This window comes from Erwinia sp. SLM-02 (genome assembly GCF_037450285.1).
Classification (GTDB): Bacteria; Pseudomonadota; Gammaproteobacteria; order Enterobacterales; family Enterobacteriaceae; genus Erwinia.
Genome location: NZ_JAQISN010000002.1, coordinates 510,500 through 534,823 on the forward strand (window position 1 = coordinate 510,500; position 24,324 = coordinate 534,823).

General features: G+C 56.9%; 23 protein-coding genes and 1 pseudogene. 5 read left to right on the forward strand and 19 right to left on the reverse strand.

Translation table 11 applies throughout. The features are described 5' to 3' along the window. The first annotated feature begins 258 nt into the window (after positions 1 to 258). The 3 genes and pseudogenes from PGH32_RS15550 to PGH32_RS15560 all read left to right on the forward strand — a co-directional run bounded on the left by PGH32_RS15550 (position 259) and on the right by PGH32_RS15560 (position 2,648). Complete coding sequence (locus tag PGH32_RS15550) at positions 259 to 798, forward strand: OapA family protein (protein ID WP_314417685.1); 540 nt, start codon at positions 259 to 261, stop codon at positions 796 to 798. Between the two features lie 270 nt (positions 799 to 1,068). Further along, positions 1,069 to 1,365, forward strand: coding sequence for a helix-turn-helix domain-containing protein (locus tag PGH32_RS15555; RefSeq protein ID WP_337894493.1), 297 nt, complete (start codon positions 1,069 to 1,071; stop codon positions 1,363 to 1,365). Beyond that, positions 1,365 to 2,648: pseudogene (locus PGH32_RS15560) on the forward strand (type II toxin-antitoxin system HipA family toxin). Before PGH32_RS15555 ends, PGH32_RS15560 begins: the two are co-directional and overlap by 1 nt. Before the next feature lie 93 nt (positions 2,649 to 2,741). Here PGH32_RS15560 and rplI read toward each other — a convergent pair. The 4 genes from rplI to rpsF are packed head-to-tail and all read right to left on the reverse strand — an operon-like array spanning position 2,742 to position 4,186. Further along, the gene (rplI, locus tag PGH32_RS15565) at positions 2,742 to 3,194 is read right to left on the reverse strand and encodes a 50S ribosomal protein L9 (RefSeq protein ID WP_105592076.1); all 453 of its coding nucleotides are present in this window, start codon (positions 3,192 to 3,194) and stop codon (positions 2,742 to 2,744) included. Positions 3,195 to 3,232: 38 nt separating this feature from the next. Continuing rightward, positions 3,233 to 3,460, reverse strand: coding sequence for a 30S ribosomal protein S18 (rpsR, locus tag PGH32_RS15570; protein WP_000135199.1), 228 nt, complete (start codon positions 3,458 to 3,460; stop codon positions 3,233 to 3,235). A 4-nt stretch (positions 3,461 to 3,464) separates the two neighbouring features. Next, a complete protein-coding gene (priB, locus tag PGH32_RS15575; RefSeq protein WP_123331634.1) occupies positions 3,465 to 3,782 on the reverse strand; it encodes a primosomal replication protein N in 318 nt (105 codons plus the stop codon). 5 nt (positions 3,783 to 3,787) lie between these two features. Continuing rightward, the gene (gene rpsF / locus PGH32_RS15580) at positions 3,788 to 4,186 is read right to left on the reverse strand and encodes a 30S ribosomal protein S6 (protein ID WP_314417666.1); all 399 of its coding nucleotides are present in this window, start codon (positions 4,184 to 4,186) and stop codon (positions 3,788 to 3,790) included. 355 nt (positions 4,187 to 4,541) lie between these two features. Between rpsF and bsmA the strand changes: the two genes are divergently transcribed. Then, complete coding sequence (gene bsmA, locus PGH32_RS15585) at positions 4,542 to 4,868, forward strand: biofilm peroxide resistance protein BsmA (RefSeq protein WP_337894495.1); 327 nt, start codon at positions 4,542 to 4,544, stop codon at positions 4,866 to 4,868. Here bsmA and PGH32_RS15590 read toward each other — a convergent pair. The 15 genes from PGH32_RS15590 to nnr form a co-directional block, all read right to left on the reverse strand. Next, positions 4,842 to 6,473 carry an isovaleryl-CoA dehydrogenase gene (locus PGH32_RS15590; protein WP_337894497.1) on the reverse strand — a complete coding sequence of 544 codons (1,632 nt, stop codon included), beginning with the start codon at positions 6,471 to 6,473 and terminating at the stop codon, positions 4,842 to 4,844. The genes bsmA and PGH32_RS15590 overlap by 27 nt on opposite strands. 85 nt (positions 6,474 to 6,558) lie before the next feature. Next, positions 6,559 to 7,296, reverse strand: coding sequence for a 23S rRNA (guanosine(2251)-2'-O)-methyltransferase RlmB (gene rlmB, locus PGH32_RS15595; RefSeq protein ID WP_105592080.1), 738 nt, complete (start codon positions 7,294 to 7,296; stop codon positions 6,559 to 6,561). An 89-nt stretch (positions 7,297 to 7,385) separates the two neighbouring features. Then, positions 7,386 to 9,833, reverse strand: a complete 2,448-nt coding sequence (gene rnr, locus PGH32_RS15600; RefSeq protein ID WP_314417659.1) for a ribonuclease R — start codon at positions 9,831 to 9,833, stop codon at positions 7,386 to 7,388. A 16-nt stretch (positions 9,834 to 9,849) separates the two neighbouring features. Next, positions 9,850 to 10,293: a nitric oxide-sensing transcriptional repressor NsrR gene (gene nsrR / locus PGH32_RS15605; protein WP_314417657.1), complete on the reverse strand. Its 444-nt coding sequence runs from the start codon at positions 10,291 to 10,293 to the stop codon at positions 9,850 to 9,852. A 197-nt stretch (positions 10,294 to 10,490) separates the two neighbouring features. Further along, positions 10,491 to 11,789: an adenylosuccinate synthase gene (locus tag PGH32_RS15610; RefSeq protein WP_314417655.1), complete on the reverse strand. Its 1,299-nt coding sequence runs from the start codon at positions 11,787 to 11,789 to the stop codon at positions 10,491 to 10,493. Positions 11,790 to 11,924: 135 nt separating this feature from the next. Then, entirely contained in the window at positions 11,925 to 12,125 is a 201-nt protein-coding gene (locus tag PGH32_RS15615) for a DUF2065 domain-containing protein (protein ID WP_337894499.1), read from the reverse strand. Between the two features lie 98 nt (positions 12,126 to 12,223). After that, a complete protein-coding gene (gene hflC / locus PGH32_RS15620) occupies positions 12,224 to 13,228 on the reverse strand; it encodes a protease modulator HflC (protein WP_314417650.1) in 1,005 nt (334 codons plus the stop codon). A gap of 3 nt (positions 13,229 to 13,231) precedes the next feature. Then, on the reverse strand, positions 13,232 to 14,485 hold the full coding sequence (hflK, locus tag PGH32_RS15625) for an FtsH protease activity modulator HflK (protein WP_314417648.1): 1,254 nt from the start codon (positions 14,483 to 14,485) through the stop codon (positions 13,232 to 13,234). Between the two features lie 68 nt (positions 14,486 to 14,553). After that, entirely contained in the window at positions 14,554 to 15,834 is a 1,281-nt protein-coding gene (gene hflX, locus PGH32_RS15630) for a ribosome rescue GTPase HflX (protein WP_314417646.1), read from the reverse strand. Positions 15,835 to 16,033: 199 nt separating this feature from the next. Beyond that, positions 16,034 to 16,345 (reverse strand): RNA chaperone Hfq, encoded by a 312-nt coding sequence (gene hfq / locus PGH32_RS15635; protein ID WP_337894500.1) that lies wholly within the window; start codon positions 16,343 to 16,345, stop codon positions 16,034 to 16,036. 102 nt (positions 16,346 to 16,447) lie between these two features. After that, entirely contained in the window at positions 16,448 to 17,398 is a 951-nt protein-coding gene (gene miaA, locus PGH32_RS15640) for a tRNA (adenosine(37)-N6)-dimethylallyltransferase MiaA (RefSeq protein WP_314417643.1), read from the reverse strand. Then, positions 17,391 to 19,379, reverse strand: a complete 1,989-nt coding sequence (gene mutL, locus PGH32_RS15645; RefSeq protein WP_337894501.1) for a DNA mismatch repair endonuclease MutL — start codon at positions 19,377 to 19,379, stop codon at positions 17,391 to 17,393. Before mutL ends, miaA begins: the two co-directional genes overlap by 8 nt. A 12-nt stretch (positions 19,380 to 19,391) precedes the next feature. Next, positions 19,392 to 21,095 carry an N-acetylmuramoyl-L-alanine amidase AmiB gene (amiB, locus tag PGH32_RS15650; RefSeq protein WP_337894502.1) on the reverse strand — a complete coding sequence of 568 codons (1,704 nt, stop codon included), beginning with the start codon at positions 21,093 to 21,095 and terminating at the stop codon, positions 19,392 to 19,394. Beyond that, positions 21,095 to 21,571 carry a tRNA (adenosine(37)-N6)-threonylcarbamoyltransferase complex ATPase subunit type 1 TsaE gene (gene tsaE / locus PGH32_RS15655; RefSeq protein WP_314417639.1) on the reverse strand — a complete coding sequence of 159 codons (477 nt, stop codon included), beginning with the start codon at positions 21,569 to 21,571 and terminating at the stop codon, positions 21,095 to 21,097. The genes amiB and tsaE overlap by 1 nt, the downstream gene beginning before the upstream one ends. Next, entirely contained in the window at positions 21,568 to 23,091 is a 1,524-nt protein-coding gene (gene nnr, locus PGH32_RS15660; RefSeq protein WP_337894503.1) for a bifunctional ADP-dependent NAD(P)H-hydrate dehydratase/NAD(P)H-hydrate epimerase, read from the reverse strand. The genes tsaE and nnr overlap by 4 nt, the downstream gene beginning before the upstream one ends. On the opposite strand from nnr, the gene queG reads away from it, so the two are divergent. Continuing rightward, the gene (gene queG, locus PGH32_RS15665) at positions 23,090 to 24,229 is read left to right on the forward strand and encodes a tRNA epoxyqueuosine(34) reductase QueG (protein ID WP_314417636.1); all 1,140 of its coding nucleotides are present in this window, start codon (positions 23,090 to 23,092) and stop codon (positions 24,227 to 24,229) included. The genes nnr and queG overlap by 2 nt on opposite strands. The last annotated feature ends 95 nt before the right edge of the window (positions 24,230 to 24,324 follow it).

Consider the following 24,324-nt stretch of genomic DNA (forward strand, 5'->3'; position numbering starts at 1 on the left):
AATTATTCAGAATGCTCAAATGGTTACCGCATCGTGTGTCTTGCCTGTTGCCCGAATAAAAACAGACCACGTTTGTCCTGATTGCGGATTTTTTTCATCCTACCGGTAACCGGTTCAGCTACAGTGTACTCAGAGGTATTAATGGGCCAGATTGCCCGCCGGCGCAGGAAAAGCCAGCCACGTTTCTCTTTCGCATGGAAAAGCTGGATGGCCAGAATCTCACTGATGGCGCGCGGCGTGCGTCGAAAGGAGGAAGCTATGCCAAACGCATCTAAGGTTTCACGCGCCCCCGCGTGGCTCAGCCATATCTGGCATCTGCCGGACGGGATGCGCTGGATGGATCCCCTTCCTGCACCCCATCGCCGCGGTATTATCGCCGCCGTCGTGGTGATCCTGCTGGCCTTCCTGTGGCCAACGCCTTCCCCGCAGCGGGTGCCGGTTACACCGCTGCAAAGCGGTTCTGAAGGCACGGAAGTGCCGCTGCAGGCCACCATCGCCGACGACTTCCCACAGGACAACTCGCAGGGGGATTCTCGCGGGCAGTGGCACAATTACACTATCGCTTCCGGTCAGACGCTGGCCCAGCTTTTTCGTGACAATAATCTGCCGGTGAACGATGTTTTCGCCATGGCGCAGGTTGAGGGCAGCGATAAGCCGCTCAGCACGTTAAACGCCGGGCAGAAAGTGAGAATTCGGCAGAATGCCGCCGGTGTGGTGACGGGGCTGACGCTGGAATCAGCCAGCGGAGAGATCCTGTTTACCCGCCAGGCGGACGGATCCTTTATTCGCGCACGTTAGGACTGAAGCTGTCTGCGCTTAACGTGCATGGATATGCATTAAGTAAAGAAAACAAATATCGGGCAAGTGTTGAAGGTTCCCCACCTTCAACCGCTCCGTATGCAGAAGACCCCGTATTCATTTTTAGTGTTTTTTGCCATATTCCCCATTTCACTTTTATTTTATTCTTTAGCATGCACGCCTTTAAAATGTTCTTATGTGACCAATTAATGTTGTTTTAATGCTATAACTGTCTATATATAGCCATTAATAAACATATTGAGGCCAGCCATGTCTTTCATGCATTTACTCCATTCACCAGCGGATATCGCCCGGAGTATTGGTGAGAACGCGAAAACACTTCGTCTCTCGAAAAACCTCTCCCGCAGGACTCTTGCTGAAAAATCGGGTGTGTCTGAAAGCACCATTAAGAGATTTGAGACGACGGGGATAGTCACACTCGAAGCCCTGATTCTCCTTGCTACCGCTCTCGATGAGCGTGCTGCCATGACCAAACTCTTCAGGCCCGATCATCCGCATTCCATGGATGAACTTAAAAATGCCAAACGCAAGCGGGGAATGCGCTGATGAAAAAAGGGTTTAAGCACACCACAGCACTCACCGTACTTAGCAACAGCACTAAAGTCGGTGAACTCGTTAAGGCAGAAGGTAAAGGGATCTACTTTGCCTATGATCCAGATTGGCTTGCGGCGGGTTACAACCTTTCGCCTTTGACGATGATATGGAACGAGAAACCACAGCTAGTCGCCGATCCCACTCTCTTTGATGGGCTTCATGGCCCGTTCGCTGATTCTCTGCCTGATGGCTGGGGTATGTTGCTGATGGACAGGTTTTTCAGCAGCACTTTCGGTGATGGTACCCACCTCACGGTCACTGCTCTGGATCGTCTGGCCTACATGGGCGACAGGGCCATGGGAGCATTTGAGTATCATCCGAAGTCTGAACAAACAGAGATGCTCGGGCCAGTTGATATCTGTGCACTCTATGAAGGCGCTATCCAGGTCCAGGAAGGCGAGACACAGACCGTGCTCCAAAATCTACGGCTTGCCGGTGGTTCACCAGGCGGTGCTCGTCCTAAAGCGATTGTCGCTCTGTCCGCTGACGGCGGACGGGCAACTTCGGCATTTGGAACACTTCCGGATGGCTACGCACACTGGATCGTCAAGTTCAGAGCGTTGCATGACCCCCCAGAGACAGGTGGCATTGAGTTTGCCTATGCTGAAATGGCAAGGGCTGCCGGAGTGACGATGGCTGAGTCGATGATCTTAAATCTCCAGATGCCAGATCGATAAATCGAGAACTTTTTCGCGACAAAGCGGTTCGACCGGGAAGGTGACCGCAAAATCCATATGATAACCGTGTCTGCTCTTATGTACGCGAACTACCGAGCTTTGTCGTCTATCGACTACCCAAACCTGCTTAAGCTTACCAATGCAATCACCAACAGTTCCGCAGAAGTCGAAAAAATGGCCCGGCTAATGATCTTCAACGCCCTGTGTCATAACCACGACGATCACGCCAAGAATTTTGCCTTCCTCTGCCATGCCCCTGAAAAGCCTGATGGGAAGGAGACCTGGACGTTTGCTCCTGCCTACGATGTGACGTTCGCCAACGCCATGGGTGAGCACACTACTGGCTTCGGCGGCCGCACTCCCGGTAAGCCATCCAGAAAGCGGATTATCGAAATTTGTAAAGACTACAAGTACCTAAAGGCCGAAGAGTATATCGAGCAAACCCTGGCCGCGCTGGCGGACTGGAAAAAAGTCTTTACCCGACTGAAGATTCCACACAAAGCCGGTGAGCCAATCTTTAACGTTCTGGCCAGGTTGCACAAAGACTTTGAGAAATAGCCTGGATTGGGCATGAAGGCTCCCGAATTTCAGGAAGTTTACCGAAAAAAAAACGCCGGCACGAGGCCGGCGTTTTTTAATTGCTAAAAGCGATTAAGCTTCAGCAACTACATTCACGATCAGTTTCGCGAATACTTCGCTGTGAACCTGGAAGTCCACTTCGTGCTCACCGGTGGTGCGCAGAACGCCGTTCGGCAGACGAACTTCGCTCTTAGCCACTTCAACGCCAGCTGCAGTTACAGCGTCAGCGATGTCGCGGGTACCGATGGAACCGAACAGTTTACCTTCGTCGCCTGCTTTAGACGCGATGGTAACGGTGCCCAGTGCGTTGATTTTCTCAGCGCGAGCGTTAGCAGCAGACAGAACGTCAGCCAGTTTGGCTTCCAGTTCTGCACGGCGTGCTTCGAAGAACTCAACGTTTTTCTTGGTAGCAGGAACAGCTTTGCCCTGTGGTACCAGGAAGTTACGAGCGTAGCCCGCTTTAACGTTTACCTGGTCGCCCAGGGTGCCCAGGTTTGCTACTTTATCAAGCAGAATAACTTGCATTACCTTATCCTCTTAAAGTCGTTAATAGACAGTTGCCGTTACTGATGACGATCGGTGTACGGCAGCAGGGACAGGTAACGCGCGCGCTTGATAGCACGAGCCAGCTGACGCTGGTATTTTGCACGAGTACCGGTGATACGGCTTGGTACGATCTTGCCGCTTTCAGTGATGTAGTTTTTCAGCGTTGCGATATCTTTATAATCGATCTCTTGAACGCCTTCCGCGGTGAAACGGCAGAACTTGCGACGACGGAAATAACGTGCCATTTGGCTAGTCTCCAGAATCTATCAATTCAATCTGCTCGGCATGCAGTACGAGTTTGTTCAGGCCATTGCGCCCTTGATGGCTGCAAATAAACCCCTGAACCGTGACCTGCGTGCCGACCGTTATACTTTGAGTAATGGCCTGATGGGCTTTGCCGCTGATAATCACCGGCATACGGCACCAGGCTTGCCGGGTAAAACCGGCTTCCACCTGCTGTGATCGATGCTCAAGCACGAACTGGCAGTGTGGAATTCCTGACGGGCTGACTTTTCGCATCGGCGTCTTGCACACGGTGCCAGACAGCGTCAGACGGTTAGCCGTCATAGAAATTACTCTTCAGAATCCCCAGCATCAGCATCATCTGCGGTTTCGTTAGCGAAGTCTTCGCGGCGATCGCCACGACGTTCGTCTTTCGCTTTAACCATCGGAGATGCTTCAGTTACCGCGTGCTTAACGCGCATAACCATGCTGCGGATAACGGCGTCGTTGAAGCGGAAGTTAGTTTCCAGCTCATCGATCGCTTCCTGCGGAGCTTCAACGTTCAGCAGAACGTAGTGAGCTTTGTGCAGTTTGTTGATCGGGTAAGCCAGCTGACGACGGCCCCAGTCTTCCAGGCGGTGGATCGTACCTTCTGCACCAGTGATGGTGGCAGAGTAGCGCTCGATCATGCCAGGAACCTGTTCGCTCTGGTCAGGGTGAACCATAAATACGATTTCGTAATGACGCATCGAATTTGCTCCTTACGGATTATTCAGCCTCCTGTCGGGGTCAACCGCGGCCCATGGAAGCAAGGAACGTTATAAGCCGTAACCAACGATTAGCAGGCTACAACTTGAGAATGCGGCTGAAAAATTGACGCGTAATCATACTGGCGAGGGGTAGGAAACACAAGGTAAAGATCGATCGCGCAGAGAAAAAAGAGGTGGCCGCCGCCGCGGCGATAAAATCATGTGAAAAGCCGCGGCGGCGGCCAGTGCCAGGGCAGGATCCCGGCTACCCGACGCGGGCATTTTCAGGGGAAATGATCACCCTCCACCGGGGAATGGCGTAAACTCATGCCACCGCCATCAAAGAGAGCTGAAGATGCGTCCGATAATCGTGTTATCCGTTGTCCTGCTGCTGAGCGCCTGCTGCGCGCTGAAAACCACGCCCCAGCCACCGCCGCCGCCAGCGGAGCACGCCCAGGAGATCGTCCGCGCCCAAACCACCCATCTGACCCGGCTCGGTACGGCCAGCGTCACGGTGCGCGGCTCCCCGGACGATGCCGAACGGGCGCTGGCGGAAAAAGCCAACGCCAGCGGGGCCAGCTACTACCTGATCCAGCTGGTGAGCGAAACGGTGGCGCCGGGCATGTGGTACGCCTCGGCTATCTTCTACGGGCCATCAGCCCACGCCGCTGGCGCGCAGTAACAGGCGCTGGCAGACCGCATCGGGGATCGCCGCATCACCCCGTGGGTCGAGATGCTGACGGCACCAGGCATCCGCCAGCGGCGGCTCCAGATGGCGCAGCACCTGCTCTGCGCTCGCCAGCGCAAACAGCCGCTCAACGAGGCTCCGCGCCCGCGCTTCATCCGGCTGGCGCAGCATTAATCTGAGCTGACGCCACTGCTGGTCAACGTGGCGATTAACCCCTTTCACTTCGGCAAACTGCGCCTCCAGTCGGTCGCGGAGCGCAGGATGCTTACGTAACACCCGCAGCACGTCCAGGCACATCACATTGCCGGACCCTTCCCAGATACTGTTAACCGGCATCTCGCGGTACAGTCGGGGCAGCTCGCTGTCCTCGCAGTAGCCAATCCCGCCGAGCACCTCCATGGCTTCCGCGACAAAAGGGATGCCGCGCTGGCAGACGATATACTTCGCGGCCGGGGTCAGCAGGCGGCTGTAACCGCGTTCGGTTTCCTCTTTGGTATCTGACCAGGCGCGCGCAAGGCGCATCAGCAGCGCCGTTTGTCCTTCCAGCATCAGCGCCTGTGAGGCCAGTACCTGCCGCATCAGCGGTTGATCCACCAGTTTTTTTCCCTGCACCTGCCGCTGATGGGCATGATACAGGGCCACCGAAAATGCGCGTCGCATCTGTCCGTGGCTGCCCAGCGCACAGTCGAAGCGGGTGTAACCGCCCATTTTCAGGATTTGCCGCACCCCTTCCCCCTCGTCGCCAATCAGCCAGCCGAGAGCGTCCCGGAACTCCACTTCGCTACTGGCGTTGGAGCGGTTGCCGAGCTTGTCTTTCAGGCGCTCGATCTGCACGCCATTGCGCGTGCCGTCCGGCAGCAATCGCGGCAGGAAAAAGCACGACAGGCCGGCGGAGGTCTGCGCCAGCACCAGATGGGCATCGCTTTGCGGCACCGAGAAAAACCATTTATGCCCGACCAGCCGGTAGCTTTCCCCGGGGCCGCGACGCGCGACGGGTTCAGCACGGGTGGTATTGCTCAGCACGTCGGTTCCGCCCTGCTTTTCGGTCATTCCCATGCCGATCAGCAGCCCGCGCTTATGTTCACCCGGCTGCAGGTGCGCATCGTAGCGATCGGAGAGCAGGCCCGGCAGCCATGCGTGAAACTGCGCGGGCAGATAGCGCTGCAGCAGCGGAATGGCACCGAAGGTCATGGTGACCGGGCACAGCGTTCCGGCCTCGACCTGCGCATGCAGAATAAAGCGGGCGGCGCGCGCTACGAAGGCGTGCTCAGGCGCGTCAGGCTGCCACGGCAGGTTGTGTACCCGGTTAGCGCACAGCCCCTGCATCAGCAGATGCCACGCCGGATGAAAGCGGACATCGTCCAGCCTTTCCCCGGCGGCATCATAGCGCAGCAGCTCCGGCGGATTACGGTTTGCCAGCCTCCCCAGCTCAAGCGATTCCGCGCTGCCCAGCTGCTGACCGACGGAAGCCAGACGTTCAGCGTCCCAGCCAGCGCCATGGCGCAGCACGGCGTCGCGCAGCGGAATATCGGAAAGAAACAGATTGCTGTTATTCAGGGGGGCGGGTTGATTGAAGACAGTATGGGTTTTCCAGTCCATCACGGCATCCTGTTTGAAACGGTCCAGACAACAGGATAAAACGGGTGGAGGAGAATGCTGGGGCGCAGGTCACGCCCCGGACAATTTACTTCACGCTACGCTGGCGTACCGCTTCAAACAGGCAGATACCGGTCGCCACGGAGACGTTCAGTGAGGACACGCTGCCCGCCATCGGAATGCTGATCAGCTCGTCGCAGTGCTCACGCGTCAGGCGGCGCATGCCCTCGCCTTCTGCACCCATCACCAGCGCCATCGGGCCGGTCATTTTGCTCTGGTACAGGTCGTGGTCGGCTTCACCGGCGGTACCGACGATCCATACGTTGGATTCCTGCAGCTGGCGCATGGTGCGTGCCAGGTTGGTTACGCGGATCAGCGGCACGTGCTCGGCGGCACCGCTGGCGACTTTCTTCGCGGTCGCGTTCAGGGCTGCGGAGCGGTCTTTCGGTACGATAACCGCATGCACGCCGGCGGCGTCGGCGCTGCGCAGGCAGGCACCAAGGTTATGCGGATCGGTCACGCCGTCGAGGATCAGGAAGAACGGGCTTTCCAGGCTCTCCAGCAGGTCGGGCAGATCCCCTTCCTGATACTGGCGGCCCGGTTTAATGCGGGCAATAATGCCCTGATGCACCGCACCCTCAGATTTGCTGTCCAGCATCTGCTTGTTCGCCACCTGAATCACCACGCCCTGCGCCTCCAGCGCTTTCACCAGCGTCTGTAAGCGGCGATCGTCGCGCCCTTTCTGGATAAAGACTTCCTGGAAACGCTGCGGGTCGCTGTCCAGCAGCGCCTGCACGGCGTGGATACCAAAAACAATTTCACTCATGGTTCAGTTACTCAAAGGTCATCATTCAGTTGAAAGGGGCAAACGCGTCAGCGCTCGCCCCCCTGCTACAGTGTATTTCCACCGCTCGGTTAGTCGCGGTCGGATTTTTTCCCTGCGCGTTTCGCTTTAGTGGCGGCGGCGATTTTACGGGTTTTATCCGACGGCCTGCGCGGCTTTTTCTCATTTTTTGCCGGCTGAGCGCTTTTCGACTCACCCGCTTTGCGGAAATCGCTGTCCGGCTCGAAGTTTTTGCTGCCCGGGCGCGGTGCGCGACGGCGATTACCGCTGTTTTTAGCCGCGCCGCGTTTTTCACGATCGCGCTCGGTTTTGCCTTCGCCACGCGGTTTACGCTGGCTGGAGATCAGCGCGAAATCGATCTTACGCTCGTCCATATGCACGGCATCGACGCGCACTTCCACCGAGTCGCCCAGGCGGTAGGTGCGGCCGCCGGATTCGCCGATCAGCCGCTGGCCGACGGCATCGAAGCGGTAGTAGTCGTTGTCCAGCGTCGACACGTGCACCAGACCGTCGATAAACAGATCGTCCAGGCGCACGAAGAAGCCAAAGCCGGTCACGCTGGAAATCACACCGCTGAAGGTTTCACCCACCTGATCGTGCATGAAGTCGCACTTCAGCCAGTCGGCAACGTCGCGCGTCGCTTCATCAGCGCGGCGCTCGGTCATCGAACAGTGCTGACCAAACTGCAGCATCTGCTGCAAATCGTAGTGGAAGCCACCGGTTGGCGTGGTATTCCCCTGCAGCGTGTTGTTCTCTTTCGCCAGCAGATACTTAATGGCACGGTGCAGCAGCAGATCCGGGTAACGACGGATCGGCGAGGTAAAGTGCGCATAGGAAGCCAGCGCCAGGCCGAAGTGCCCGCGGTTTTCCGGATCGTAAACCGCCTGCTTCATGGAACGCAGCAGCATAGTTTGCAGCATTTCATGATCGGGACGGCCGGCGATCTGGCTCAGCAGCTCGGCGTAGTCCAGCGGTTGCGGCCTGTTGCCACCCGGCAGCGTCAGACCCAGCTCGTTCAGCACCGAACGGAAGCTCTTGATGCTGTCATCGCTTGGGCGATCGTGATCGCGGAACAGCGCAGGCTCGTTGTTTTTCTCAACGAAGCGCGCCGAGGCGATGTTGGCAAGGATCATGCACTCTTCGATCAGCTTGTGCGCATCGTTGCGGGAAACCTGCTCAATACGATCGATACGGCGTTCGGCGTTGAAGATGAACTTCGCTTCTTCCGTTTCAAACGAGATGCCGCCGCGCTGCTCACGGGATTTTTCCAGCGCCAGATACATGCGGTGCAGCTCTTCGAGGTCTTTGACCAGCGGCTGATACTGCTCGCGCAGTTCCTGATCGCCCTGCAGAATGTTCCACACCTTGTTATAGGTCAGGCGGGCAAACGAGTTCATGACCGCTTCATAGTGCTTGTAGCCGGTCAGTTTACCGGTGGAGGACACGGTCATCTCACACACCATGCAGAGACGATCCACTTCCGGGTTCAGTGAACACAGGCCGTTAGACAGCACTTCCGGCAGCATCGGTACCACCTGCGACGGGAAGTAAACCGAGGTGCCACGGTTGATGGCTTCGGCATCCAGCGGCGTGCCGGGGCGGACGTAGTAGCTGACGTCGGCAATGGCTACCCACAGACGCCAGCCGCCGCCGCGCTTACGCTCACAGAATACGGCATCATCGAAGTCGCGGGCGTCTTCACCGTCGATGGTGACCAGCGGCAGATCGCGCAGATCCACACGGCCTTTTTTCGCCTCTTCCGGGACTTCTTCACTCAGATGCGCGATCTGTTTTTCCAGCTCCGGCGGCCAGACGTGCGGAATGTCGTGGGTGCGCAGCGCCATTTCAACGGCCAGGCTGGTGCCCATATTATCGCCAAGCACCTCGACGATTTTACCAATGGCTTTTGTACGGCGGGTCGGGCGCTGGGTCAGCTCCACCACCACCACAAAGCCCATTTTGGCGCCCATCAGCTCTTCGGCAGGGATCAGAATGTCGAAGCTCAGGCGGCTGTCGTCGGGAACAACGAAGCCGACGCCGGCATCGGTGAAGTAGCGACCGACAATCTGTGCGCTGCGCGGTTCAACCACGCGTACAACGCGCACTTCACGGCGGCCACGGCGATCGGCCCCCATGGCCTGGGCGAGAATGATATCGCCGTGCATGCACATCTTCATCTGCTCGGCAGAGAGGTACAGATCGTCCTTGCTGCCTTCAATGCGCAGGAAGCCGAAGCCATCGCGATGGCCAATAACTTTGCCTTTTAACAGATCGAGGCGTTCCGGCAGCGCGTAGCACTGGCGGCGGGTGAAGACCAGCTGCCCGTCGCGCTCCATCGCGCGCAGGCGGCGGCGCAGCGCTTCGATCTGCTCTTCACCGTTGATGGATAGCTCTACCGCCAGCTCTTCACGGCTGGCAGGCTTTTCGCGTTTGTCCAGGTGAGCGAGAATAAACTCACGGCTGGGAATAGGGTTTTCGTACTTTTCAGCTTCTCTTTCCTGAAAGGGATCTTTTGACATCGAGGTTCCTCCGTTGTCAGCTGCTGAGCGACACAGGGTCGGTCAGCAAAATTTTGTAAAGCGGATGGTTATCTTCCACCAGGTCAGCCAGGGTGTAATTGTCCAGTTCCCGCAGGAAGCTCTGGACTGCATCATGCAGCGCCTTTTTCAGGCGGCAGGCAGAGGTGATATGGCAGAAATCGCTGTGGCAGTTCACCAGCTGAAGCGGTTCCATATCACGGACTACCTGACCAATCACAATCTCATCTGCCGGTCTGCCCAGGCGAATTCCGCCATTTTTACCGCGCATCGCCGCGATATAACCGGCACGGCTAAGTTGATTGATAATTTTGACCATATGATTACGGGACACGCCATACGTGTCGGTCACTTCGGTGATGCTGGTCATCTGGCCCTCTGGCAGAGAGGCAAGATAGATCAGAGCACGTAAACCGTAATCGGTAAAACTGGTTAGCTGCACAGTAACCTCAAGGCAAAACCTCGTGTTGAAGCTGTCATCCGCTTAAGAATGGACTTTGTTAGCAATGATAATAAACCAGCCACCGTAAAGGGGCGATTTTATTTAAGCAGGCGGCATGGGTGAACAGAACTGACGGGAACGGCAGGAATCCAGTGCGGGAAAGGATTTGGCCGGGCAGTGCCCGGCCTGAAGTACAATTATGCGTCAAACGGGTCGCGCAGAATCATAGTTTCACTACGGTCCGGACCGGTTGAAATAATATCAATCGGCACGCCGGTCACTTCTTCAACGCGCTTGATGTAGTCAAGCGCTGCCTGCGGCAGACCATCACGCGTTTTCACGCCGAAGGTCGTTTCGCTCCAGCCTGGCAGGGTTTCGTAGATTGGCTCGATACCTTCCCAGTTTTCTGCTGCCAGCGGAGTGGTGGTCACTTCGCTGCCGTCCGGCATGCGGTAGGCCACACAGATTTTCACTTCTTTCAGGCCATCCAGCACGTCCAGTTTGGTCATGCAGAAGCCAGAAAGGGAGTTGATCTGCACGGCGCGACGCACGGCAACCGCATCCAGCCAGCCGGTACGACGACGACGGCCGGTGGTTGCACCGAACTCGTTGCCTTTCTCGCACAGGAACTCACCGGTTTCGTCGAACAGTTCGGTTGGGAACGGACCAGCACCCACGCGAGTGGAGTAGGCTTTTACGATACCCAGCACGTAGTCGACATAGCGCGGACCAATACCTGAACCCGTTGCTACGCCACCTGCGGTGGTGTTAGACGAGGTTACGTACGGATAGGTACCGTGGTCGATATCCAGCAGCGTACCCTGTGCGCCTTCGAACATGATCAGGTCGCCACGCTTGCGCGCGCCGTCCAGCAGTTCAGACACGTCAACCACCATTCCGGTCAGGATATCGGCAATCGCCAGGGTATCCGCCAGAACTTTATCGTAGTCAACCGCGTCGGCTTTGTAGTAGTTCACCAGCTGGAAGTTATGGTATTCCATCACTTCTTTCAGTTTGGCTGCGAAGGTTTCTTTGTTGAACAGGTCGCCAACGCGCAGGCCGCGACGCGCGACTTTATCTTCGTAAGCCGGGCCAATACCGCGACCGGTGGTACCAATCGCTTTCGCGCCGCGTGCTTTTTCGCGCGCAACGTCCAGAGCAACGTGGTATTCCAGAATCAGCGGGCAGGCTTCAGAAATGAACAGACGTTCGCGTACCGGGAAGCCGCGATCTTCCAGACCTTTCATCTCTTTCATCAGGGCAGCCGGAGACAGCACAACACCGTTACCGATGATGCTGGTGACGTTTTCACGCAGGATGCCAGATGGAATTAAGTGGAGGACGGTTTTTTCACCGTTGATGACTAGCGTATGGCCAGCGTTATGGCCGCCCTGATAGCGCACTACGTATTTAGCACGTTCCGTCAGGAGGTCAACAATCTTACCTTTACCTTCGTCACCCCATTGGGTGCCCAGTACGACGACGTTCTTACCCATTTCTCAAAATCACCGATTGCTTAAAAATGGATTCTACCATCGTCATTTTAGTCTTTCAGCTCTTTTAGCATACGATTGCGCACTTTTTTCTCGACGATCGTTATTACAGGGCGAATATCACAGGCCGCTGCGAATTCAGCCACCGTTCCGCACGCTGACCATGTAGTAGATCACAACACCCGCCACCACCAGCCCACCGCCGACCCGGCGTAATAATGCATCCGGCAGCTGCGCCATGGACAGAATCATCCGTCGCCAGACGCCCGGCCACAGCATCGGACCCAGGCCCTCAAACACTAACACCAGGCCCACCGCCATCCACACAATTGCATTCATCTTCGTCGATCTCGTCACTGTTCTGCCAGCCCAGCCGGACAAATTCCGGCCATAAAAAAAGGCCGGAAATTCCGGCCTTTCGCAGTTATAACAGATTATCAGCGCGTCGTGGTAGACGGATTCTTCATAAAGCGGAAGAAGTCGCTATCCGGGCTGAGCACCATCACATCCTGATTGCTCTTGAAGCTGTTTTCATAGGCACGCAGGCTACGCATAAACGCGTAGAAATCGGGATCCTGACTGAATGCATCAGCAAACAGTTTCGCCGCTTCTGCATCCCCTTCACCGCGGGTGATACGCGCCTGGCGTTCTGCCTGAGCACCGATGAAGGCCACTTCATAGTCAGCCTGTGCGGTGACTTTTGCGGCTTCTTCATCACCCTGCGCACGCTGGCTGCGGGCGACGGATTCACGCTCTGCACGCATACGCGCGAAGATGGCGTCAGACACTTCGGTAGGCAGGTTGATCTGCTTAATGCGCACATCCACCACCTGAATACCCAGCGCAGCCATGCTGTTCGGGTTGATCGACGGTTCTTTGCTCGACGTTTCACGCTCAACGCGCGCCGCGACCGAAGCAATCGCATCATCCGCTGCCGGTGTGGCAACTTCATCATCCTGACCGGCGCTGCCGGTATTCAGCGCATCACGCACGTCGGTCGTCAGACGGCCACGCGAGTCGGTAACGATATCTTTAACGTCCAGGCGACCAATCTCAGAACGCAGACGGTCACTGAACTTACGTTTCAGCAGGACTTCAGCCTGGGAGACATCACCACCGCCGGTAGCGAGGTAGTAGCGGCTGAAATCGCTGATACGCCATTTGATATAGGAATCAACGATCAGATCTTTCTTCTCTTTGGTCACGAAGCGATCGGCCTGGTTATCCATGGTCTGGATACGGGCATCAAGCGGCTTCATTGATTCCAGGAATGGGATCTTAAAGTGCAGGCCTGGCGCATAGACCAGCGGCTTGTTCTCATCATCACGCAGAACTTTACCAAAGCGCATTACAATGCCGCGCTGGCCTTCCTGTACAACAAACAGTGACGCGTACAGCACCACCAGCACAACAATCAATAGTACGATTAATGGCTTACGCATCGATTACTCTCTCCCTTCGCGCTGGGTATCGTTACGCTGGGAGTTCACCCGGCGCTGATCCATGATGTCGTCCGGGCTGAACGACGTACTGCTGCTGGCGCGTTCGCTACCGGTGCTGGCAGGAGGCATACGCATCAAACTGGTGCTGTCTCCGCTGCTTGCCGCCGCGCTGCCTGTCTGGCCACGCATTAGCTGATCCAGTGGCAGAACCATCAGGCTGTTGCCTTTGTCATTCACCAGCACTTTACGGGTATGGCCCAGTACGCGCTCCATGGTTTCGATATACAGACGTTCACGGGTAATCTGCGGAGCGGCTTTATACTCCGGCAGAATACGTGCAAAGCTGTCGACTTCACCCTGCGCTTCCAGCGTGATCCGCGCTTTGTAGGCACGGGCTCTTTCCAGCGTTTCCTGCGCCTTACCGCGCGCTACCGGGATTTCGCCGTTGGCATAGGCTTCCGCCTCACGCACTTTCTGCTCGCGGTTTTCGCGGGCGGCAATCGCATCGTCAAATGCGGCCTTCACTTCTTCCGGCGGACGCGCGGTCTGGAAGTTGACGTCCAGCAGCGTGATCCCCATATCGTAAGGGCGGATGGTTTCTTCCAGCTCACGCTGGGTGTCGCTACGCACCACGGTACGGCCTTCGGTCAGAATGCGGTCCATGGTTGAACGGCCAATCACGCCGCGCAGCGCGCTGTCGGTTGCCTGACGCAGACTGTCATCCGCGCTGGTGACCGAGAACAGGTAACGTTCCGGGTTGGTGATACGGTACTGCACGTTCATTTCAACGCGCACAACGTTTTCATCAGACGTCAGCATGGTGCCGGAGGCGGAAAGCTCACGGACGGCCTCAACGTTGACCGCACGCACCTGATCGATGAAGGTTGGCTTCCAGTTCAGGCCCGGCTCAACCAGATGGCTGAACTTGCCAAAGCGGGTCACTACGCCACGCTCGGCTTCTTTGATGGTATAGAAACCGCTACCCGCCCAGATGATCACCACCGCCGCGGCAGCAATACCGACCAGACGCCCGGAGTTCCCTGAGCGACGCTGATCGTTTCCGTTGCCGCCATCGCCACCTTTTTTGCCACCGCCCAGACCACCAAGCTTATTGCTCAGCTTACGGAAGATATCATCCAAATCAGGAGGACCTTTATCACGTCCTCCCTTATTTCCCCCAGAGTTGCCGCCTTGATTATTGCTGCTTCCCCACGGGTCGCGGTCCTGTCCGTTATTTCCGGGCTGATTCCACGCCATGTTTATGCTCCATTAATTGTGTGTGCGGTGGTACCCCAAGCCGGGATACGCGTGTCAGGCAAAATCAGTCAAACAATGTAATTCACCAGCTCCGGTTCCTGTTTACACAGGCGTCGCCAGTCAACGATCGGCATGCGTATCTCTAAACCTACGCTACCATCATCCTCATTCCACTCTTTTTCTATCGCCTGAAGCTGGTAAAAACGACTGCGCAGCCGCCCCGCTTCCGGCGGCAAACGCAAATCATACTGCGCAATTTCACCGGCCAGGCGCTCGGTCAGCGCCTGAAACAGTAGCGGGATCCCCTCACCGGTTTGTGCGGACAACCAGACGCGGATCGGCAGGTTTTCTTCATCACGATCGATACGCGGAACGAAATCTTCCAGCATATCAATCTTGTTCATCACCAGCAGGCTGGGGATCTCATCGGATTCAATCTCCTCCAGCACCACGTTGACCGCCTCGATGTTTTCTTCAAGACGCACATCGGCGGCATCAATAACGTGCAGCAGCAGGGCCGCCTGACGGGTTTCCTGCAGCGTGGCTTTAAACGCGGCAACCAGGTCATGAGGCAGATGGCGGATAAACCCCACCGTATCGGCCAGTACCACCTCACCCACGTCGGCAACGTTCACCCGGCGCAGTGTCGGGTCGAGCGTGGCAAACAGCTGGTCTGCCGCATAGACATCAGCAGACGTTAAGCGGTTAAACAGGGAAGACTTACCGGCGTTGGTGTAACCCACCAGTGATACGGTCGGCACATCGGCTTTGTTACGCGCCTGCCTGCCCTGTTCGCGCTGCTTCTCAACGCGCTCAAGACGGGAAAGAATGAGCGTAATACGGTTTCTTAATAACCGACGGTCGGTTTCGAGCTGGGTTTCACCCGGGCCACGCAAACCGATACCGCCTTTCTGGCGCTCAAGGTGCGTCCAGCCGCGTACAAGACGGGTCGCAAGATGACGCAGCTGCGCCAGTTCTACCTGCAATTTACCTTCATGGGTTCGGGCACGCTGCGCGAAGATATCCAGAATTAACCCGGTACGGTCAATAACTCGGCATTCGCAGAGCGCCTCAAGATTACGCTCCTGCGCCGGGCTCAGCGAATGGTCAAAAAGCACCACGGAAGCCCCGCTCTCTTTTACCGCTTCGGCAATTTCTACAGCTTTTCCTTCACCGACAAAATATTTGGGATGTGGCGCTTTGCGACTGCCGGTTACGACACGGAGCGCTTCTACGCCAGCGGAAGACACCAGAGTTTCAAACTCCTGCAGATCTTCCATATCTTTGTCTTGCGAAAAATAGATGTGTACCAGTACGGCCTGCTCACCGGCATCATAACGGTCAAACAAACTTAAACCTCTCAGAACCTGGTTGAACCTGCTACCCGATGGCCATACTGCATCAAAATCAGCTTAAACATGGCGCGCCCAGCTCAATATACGGTATTTCTAAACAACATCATCCCGCCCAAAGCGAGATGAGAAAAACAGATTAAAGCGTTGCCAGGACGGGGAACGATTCCCCGCCATGGATGGACAGCGACGCTAGTTATTCGGCGTCATCACTGTCTTGTTGAGGCTGTGAAGATGCCCCCTGGTTGCTTCCACCGTGATGATAGTTACTGCTACCGCCACCCGCATTATTGCTGTGGTGGGAAACCGGACGGGACGGTACAACGGTCGAGATCGCGTGCTTATACACCATCTGGCTAACCGTGTTCTTCAAAAGAATTACAAACTGATCAAACGACTCGATCTGGCCCTGAAGTTTGATGCCATTTACCAAATAAATCGAAACCGGAACACGTTCACGACGCAGTGCGTTCAAGAACGGATCTTGCAATGATTGCCCCTTAGCCATTCTATCTTTTCCTTATATGCTTGTTGTTTGTAACTTATGAACCTTGCGATTCGAAATACGACGTAAAAAATTTGCGCACGATAACGCACCAATTGTACACAATCACCCAGGCTTCGCACTAAGAACGTGTAACACCCTGGCACAGGCTTCGTCGGGCTGCGCACTGTCAAGCCAGTGCACATCTTTCCAACCGCGTAGCCAGGTTATCTGACGTTTAGCTAACTGCCGGGTTGCGCAAATTCCCCGATAAACCATTTCATCGTAATCAATTTCACCGGACAAAAATGACCACATCTGGCGATAACCAACACAACGAATGGAAGGCATATCCGTATGCAAATCACCTCGTGCAAAGAGCGCCCGAGCCTCCGCTTCAAATCCTGACGCCAGCATCTGTTGAAAACGCAACTCTATTCTCTGATGGATCAGTTCACGACTCGCGGGTGCGATAGCAAACTGGTGAACATCATACGGCAGCGCATCTCCAGACGTTTTTGTCAGTTCCGTTAAAGTTTTACCCGAAATAAAAAAAACTTCCAGTGCTCGCGAAAGTCTCTGGGGATCATTCGGATGAATACGACGTCCAGCAACGGGATCAACGTCACATAACTGGCGATGAAGTGCTTCCCAGCCCTTCTCACTCGCCATCTGCTCTATACGCTGGCGCACTTCAGGATCGGCCGCGGGCAACGGGGATAATCCTTCGAGTAACGCCTTGTAATAAAGCATGGTGCCACCAACAAGCAACGGAATATTCCCACGTTGGGTAATTTCCGCCATTTCAGCCAGCGCATCGCGACGAAACTCTGCCGCTGAATAGCTTTCAGCGGGATCGCGGATGTCCAGCAAACGATGAGGCGCCAATGCCAGCTCTTCCGCAGAAGGCTTGGCGGTGCCGATATCCATTCCGCGATAAATAAGTGCGGAATCTACGCTAATCAGCTCTACCGGCAGCGCCTGGCGCAGGGCAATCGCCAGCGCGGTTTTACCGGAGGCCGTTGGCCCCATCAAAAATATTGCCTTAGGCAGGCCAGCCGTGGATTGTTCACTCATACTTCAGGGCGTTCATCGCCGTATTAATATCGATGGTCTGCAATAATCCAGAAGGTGGCGATTTCACTAACTGCGGACAAAGTCGTTCGACCTCTGCCAGCAGGGCAATCGCCTGCGAGTGATTCCAGTGCTGATGTTCAGACACCGACTGACGCGCTAACCACTGCGCAATCTGACTGGCTGAAACATCCTGCTGCCGGGCCAAATAGCCTAACAGTTCTGGAATCAAGTTTTGTAAATTTTGTTGGCGTAATGGTAAAGGCACCGCGCGCAGCATCACATGCTGCCCCTCCGCAAGCAGTTCAATACCCAGCTGATTTATCAACGCCGCCGAGGCGTTCATCGCCTCTCGCTCGGCTTTATCGAGCTTGAGCCGCACCGGGATCAACAACGGCTGCGGTTTGAGCGCGTCATCACCCGGCTCCAGCTGCGCCTGCTTCAACCAGCGCTCTGCGACGGCGAGGGCAATCAGCGACAGGCGTTCTGCACTTTCAACCAGCGCATAATGCTGCTGCACTACCGTCAGCACGCGGCCAAAACTGTGCGCGTGGCCGCTGAGCGGAGGCTCTACTACCGGCTGCACCGGGCTTTTTTCCGGCACTGGCAGAGCGGGCTCGCTGCATCGCGGCGGCGGCGTAGTCATCAGCTGCTGGTAAGCCGCCCCCTCACGTTTTTGATAAACCGGTTCCTGCCGCCGGTGCGGGAACATGGCTGCCGCCAGGCTACCTGGCGTATGTTCTGAGGACGACCCGTTAGAGGCGCGACGGGAATCAACTGGAGAGAATGATGAACCGCCGGATGAACGAGGAACCTCTGTTGCTGTGGGGCCAGGACGAAATTCCCCTGCCGGTCCAGCTCCAGCAGAATCGTCTGCACCCGATGGCGCAGGCGTGGAGAAATGATTTCCGCCTGCCGCCTGGCGGTTCTCAGGCTGCCAGCGCTCCGCGGGAGCGCCCGGTTCCATGTCCGGCAGCGTTTCCATGCCGGTTTCCTGCAGCACGCTGACCACGCCCTGATAAATAAAATCGTGTACCAGCCGCGACTGATGGAAACGTACCTCATGCTTGGCCGGGTGAACGTTGACATCAACCTGATGCGGATCGATTTCAAGATAAAGCACGTAGGCGGGCTGGTGCAGATCGCCCAGTTTATCCTGATAGGCCTGGCGAATCGCGTGATTAATCAGCCGGTCACGCATCATGCGCCCGTTAACATAGCAATATTGCAGCTCACCCAGCACCTTTGAACCGGCGGGATCGGCAACCCAGCCGCGCAGCGCCAGTTCACCATGCTGCCACTCAATAGCCAGCGCGTGGCTGATAAACGCGGTCCCACAAATGGCACCGAGCCGGCGTTCACGTTGGGTATCATCGGTTACGCCGCGGTACTGACGTACCAGCTTGCCGTTATGGCTGAGGCTAATCGCCACATCAAAACGCGCCAGCGCAATCCGCCGCACGACTTCATCAATATGGGTAAACTCGGTCTTTTCGGTACGCATAAATTTGCGGCGGGCGGGCGTGTTATAGAAGAGATCGAGCACTTCCAGCGTTGTGCCAACCGGGTGCGCCGCCGGCTTCACCGTAACAGCCTGATCGCGCCCTTCGGCGTAAGCCTGCCAGGCTTCGCTCTGGTTCTCGGTGCGGGAGGTCAGCATCAGGCGGGAAACCGAGCTGATGCTGGCCAGCGCCTCGCCGCGAAAGCCCAGGCTAATAATCGCTTCAAGATCGTCCAGCGTGGTGATTTTGCTGGTCGCATGGCGGGCAAGGGCCATCGCCAGTTCGTCTTTGACGATGCCGCAGCCGTTATCACGAATGCGAATCAGCTTTGCCCCGCCCTTTTCGATGTCGATCTCAATCCGTGTGGCTCCCGCATCCAGGCTGTTTTCCACCAGCTCTTTCACCACGGAGGCCGGGCGTTCTACCACTTCGCCAGCGGCAATCTGGTTAGCAAGCTGCGGTGGTAGCACCTGAATGGGCATAATCTTCCTCGGTTATGACGTAGGGATGGTCAAAGTCTGACCCAGCATCACGTTCTGCGTTTTCATTTTGTTCGCCTGCTGAATCGCCTGCGGGCTGACGCCATACTTTGCAGCAATCGCCGTCAGTGAGTCACCCCGCACCACTTTATGCCGTTGCGGTTTCGCGGCTTTAGCCGTGCTGGCGATTTGTCTGACGCTCCCCGCCGGCACTTTCAGGCGCTGCCCCACCCAGACGACATCTTTCTTCAGCGTATTCAGGGTACGCAGCGTTGCCATGCTGACGCCATAGTGCGCGGCAATGCCCGAAAGCGTCTCGCCGCGTTTCACGACGTGACGCTGGGTTGCACCGGTATACCGTGTGCCTGCCGGGGCCGGATTCGCTTCTACTTCAACCGCCGCTGCGGACTGCAACGGTCGGTTTTCCTCCTTTGGGACCGATTGTAGCGGGTGCGCCAGGAAGTAGTTGCGCAAGCCTTTATAAATCGACTCGGCAATCTTCTGCTGGTAAGCGCTACTGCCAAGCAGTCGCTCCTCCGAAGGGTTGCTGATAAAGCCGGTTTCCACCAGCAGGGACGGAATATCCGGCGAGCGCAGAACGCCCAGGCTGGCATGTTCCGGACGACGCTTGTGCAGCGCGCCTACGCGCTGCAGCTGAGCAATAACTTTCACAGCAACATCATATCCCACCCGCTGCGAGTGGCCGAACTGCAGATCCAGTACGGCCTGGCTGAGGTAGGGATCCGCCTGGCTGTTGGCTAACAGATCGCCCGCACCGCCCAGCAGCTCAGACTGCTTCTCATGCTGCTCCAGCCAGCCTGCCATCTCACTGTTAGCACGACGATTAGAGAGCACCCAAACCGACGCCCCAGAGGCGCTGCGGTTAGGCGCCGCATCCGCGTGGATCGACACCAGCAGGTTGGCGTTTTGCTTACGCGCCACATCGGAGCGGCCCATGACGGAAATAAAGTAATCCCCATCGCGTGTCATCACGCCTTTGAACATCGGGTCGTCATTCAGCAGCGCTTTCAGCTTGCGTGCGATGGCGATGGTCACGTTTTTCTCTTTCAGACCGCCGCCGCCGATAGCGCCCGGATCCTGGCCGCCGTGTCCGGCATCAATGGCCACGATCACCGTATCGCTGCTGCTGGCCGAGGTGCTGCGCGGGCGGGCGGTTTGCGTGCCGCTGGTGACGGCCGTCACCGGATTGGCATTAAACGGGTTTTTCTCCGGCTGGCTGCTGGCCGGTCGGGAAGCCGTACTGCTGCTGACCGCTGCACGTGATGCCTGGCCGCTGCTGACTGTTGCAGGACGGCTGGCCACTTTCGCCGGGCGGGAGCCGCTAATCGTGAATACCACATCGTAGCTGCTGCCATTGCGCTGGGTGGCCGCGCGGGTTTTACCCGGCTGGGTCAGTTCGAACACCAGACGGATGCTCTGGCTGTCTTTTGCCTCGCTGGAGCGGATGCGTTTAACAATATTTTCGCCGCTGAAGGTCAGCGGCAGCCCGCCAACAATGCCACTCTGGCGGATATCCAGCACCACGCGTTCAGGATTATGCAGCGGGAAGAAAGCGTAAATCGGCTGCCCGGCAAAGCTCAACGTCACTTTCGCTTCGTCGCTGCCGTTGGAGACTTTAATGTCTGAAAGGCTTGCCGCCACGGAGGCAAACGAACAGAAGAACAGGAGGAGCAAAAACCAGGATTTAATCTGCCGCATTATCCCTCACCCTGCTGTGATGCAAACTGCTGCAGCATGGACTCACCGGCGGCGGAACGGGCGCGCAGTTCCGCCTGGCGCGCATGCCCCTGGTAGCTCAGATGCAGCTCCATATCCGGCTCCGGCAGCACGCCGGTTCCCTGCTGTGGCCACTCGACCAGGCAAATGCTGTCATTGGTGAAATAATCGCGGATCCCCATAAACTCCAGCTCCTCCGGATCGGCCAGGCGATAGAGGTCAAAATGATACACGCGACGATCCGCCAGCTCGTAGGGTTCTACCAGCGTGTAGGTTGGACTTTTCACATTCCCCTGATGCCCCAGCGCCTGCAGAAATCCGCGACTGAAGGTCGTTTTTCCCGCGCCCAGATCGCCGTACAGATAAAGAGTTGCCGCGCCGTAACAGACGCGGGCCAGTCGGGCACCCAATGCGAGGGTTGCTGCCTCATCGGGCAACGCGATTACACAGGTCATCATTCTTTTGTATTCGACATCTCAGGATTGACAAACAGATAGAGCTCGGAAAACAGATCGGTGGCCAGCATGCCGCGTGTTCCCATGCGTACGGCCACCGCTTCAGCTGCCGCTCCGTGCACAACGCATCCTGCGCAGGCAGCATCGTAGAGCGAGAGCTTTTGCCCTGCCAGGCTACCGATGATACCTGATAACACATCTCCCATACCGCCGCTGGCCATGCCGGCATTGCCCACGTCAGCAATTGCCAGCCGGTCACCGTCGTCCGCCACCAGCGTGCCGGCACCTTTCAGAACCACCACGCCGCCATAGCGTTTTACAAGGCGGCGGACCGCATGTAAGCGGTCACTCTCAATTTCACTCACCTTCACATTCAGCAGCCTGGCCGCTTCACCAGGATGAGGCGTAATAATCCGATTTTGACGTTTATCGGGACTGATTGCCAGCAGGTTAAGCGCGTCGGCGTCCCAAAGCATCGGTTTATGAGAGTTTTCTACCTTTTTAAGGGCTTTTTTACCCCACGCACCCTGACCCATCCCCGGCCCGATAACAATGACATCGGCCCATTCCAGCCCTTCATCCAGGGCGGCAGAGGTTAACTCCTGCACCATCAGTTCGGGACGGGCCGTTAGCAGCGGCGCGACATTTTCAATGTGAGTAAGCACTCGCACAAGTCCCGAGCCGGTGCGTAATGCCGCCTCGGCGGCCATGCGTATTGCCCCCGCCGTACCGTGATCGCCCCCCACCAGCAGCAGGCGACCGTGATCGCCCTTGTGGGACGTGGGACGCCGTGGCTTAAGCCAGTGGGAGAGATAACCGGCATCATAGCGCGCGATCGGGGACAGCTGCGTCGCAAGCCAGGAATCGAGCCCAAGACTGTGATAGTGAAGCTGCCCGACATGGTCACGCGCCTTGCCGGTCAGCAACCCGGGCTTGAGGGCAATAAACGTCAGGGTTGATTTCGCGTCGATCGCCACGCCGGGCGTTGTACCGTTAGTGGAGACTAACCCTGAGGGCACATCAACGGCAAAAACAGGGGCGGCATGGCGGTTAGCCTTTTCAATCAGACAATCGTAGGGGGCAGCAGGAGCCCGGTTTATCCCGGTCCCCAGCAGGGCATCAACAATCACCTCGGCGTCGTCCGGCCAGTCGACGCTGGGATCGTGAATCACGCCGCCCGCCGCCAGCCAGCCGTCGCGCGCCTGCTGCGCTTCATCCGGTCGCGCACGGCGCCCTTCCACGGCGATAAGCGTCACGGTCAGCCCGGCAGATTTCGCCAGGCGCGCAACGATAAAACCATCGCCCCCGTTATTGCCATGCCCACAGAGAACCAGCCAGCGGCGAGAATCTGGCCACCGGTTCCGCATCTGGTTAAATGCCGCTTCGCCCGCCCGCTGCATCAGTTCGAACAGAGTTATGCCCAGCGCGTCCGCGCCTTCCCGTTCAAGCTGAGCTGTCGCCTCCACAGGCCAGACAGAATAGGGTAAACTAGACTCGTCTTTCTGCTGGTTCAGGTTTTTCATGTCACATCCTCTCGATTTTCATCAACTTGCCCTGGATATTAAACAGTGGGGGCTGGCGCTCGGCTTTCAGCAGGTCGGTATCTGCGATACCGATTTAACGCTGGAGGAGCCGCGGCTGCAGGCCTGGCTGGATAAACAGTATCACGGAGAGATGGACTGGATGGCGCGTCACGGCATGATGCGCGCCCGTCCCCATGAACTGATGCCCGGCACGCTTCGGGTGATCAGCGTGCGCATGAACTATCTGCCAGCCAAAGCGGCCTTTGCCAGTACGCTGAGAAACCCGCGTCTGGGCTATGTTAGTCGCTATGCTCTTGGCCGTGATTACCACAAAGTATTGCGTAACCGTCTAAAAAAGTTAGGCGATATGATCCGTGAACGCTGTGCGGAAGCGCAATTTCGTCCGTTTGTGGACTCCGCGCCGGTGCTGGAGCGTCCTCTGGCGGCGAAGGCTGGCCTCGGCTGGACCGGTAAGCACTCGCTGATCCTCAATCGTGAAGCGGGATCGTGGTTTTTTCTTGGCGAACTGCTGATCGATTTACCGCTTCCCGTTGACCGCCCGGTGGAAGAAAACTGCGGGCGCTGCGTCGCCTGTATCACCACCTGCCCCACCGGGGCCATTGTAGAACCTTACAAGGTGGATGCCCGGCGCTGTATTTCCTACCTGACCATCGAGCTGGAAGGGGCAATTCCGGAGGAATTCCGTCCGCTGATTGGCAATCGCATTTACGGTTGCGATGACTGCCAGCTGATTTGCCCGTGGAACCGCTACGGCCAGCTCACCGATGAAGATGATTTCAGCCCGCGCGCGGTGCTGCACGCGCCACCGCTTATCGAGCTGTTTGCATGGGACGAGGCAAAATTCCTGCGCATTACGGAAGGATCGGCGATTCGCCGCATCGGGCACCTGCGCTGGCTGCGTAATGTGGCCGTCGCACTGGGCAACGCACCGTGGGACGCAGCGCATCTTGAGGCGTTAGAAGCGAGGCTCGGGGAGAATGCGATGCTGGATGAGCATATCCGCTGGGCCGTGGCCTGCCAGCTGGCAAAGCGCGATGAAAATGCGGTTGAGGTGCAAAGCAGCCAGCAAAGACGCCTGGTACGCGCCGTTGAGAAAGGTTTACCGCGCGATGCATAATTGCACAATCGGAACTTTTTAACGCTGCGGGCGAGTTGTCCACATGTTGTGAATAAAAATAAAAAACCGTTGTCATTCAACCTTCACAGAAATGA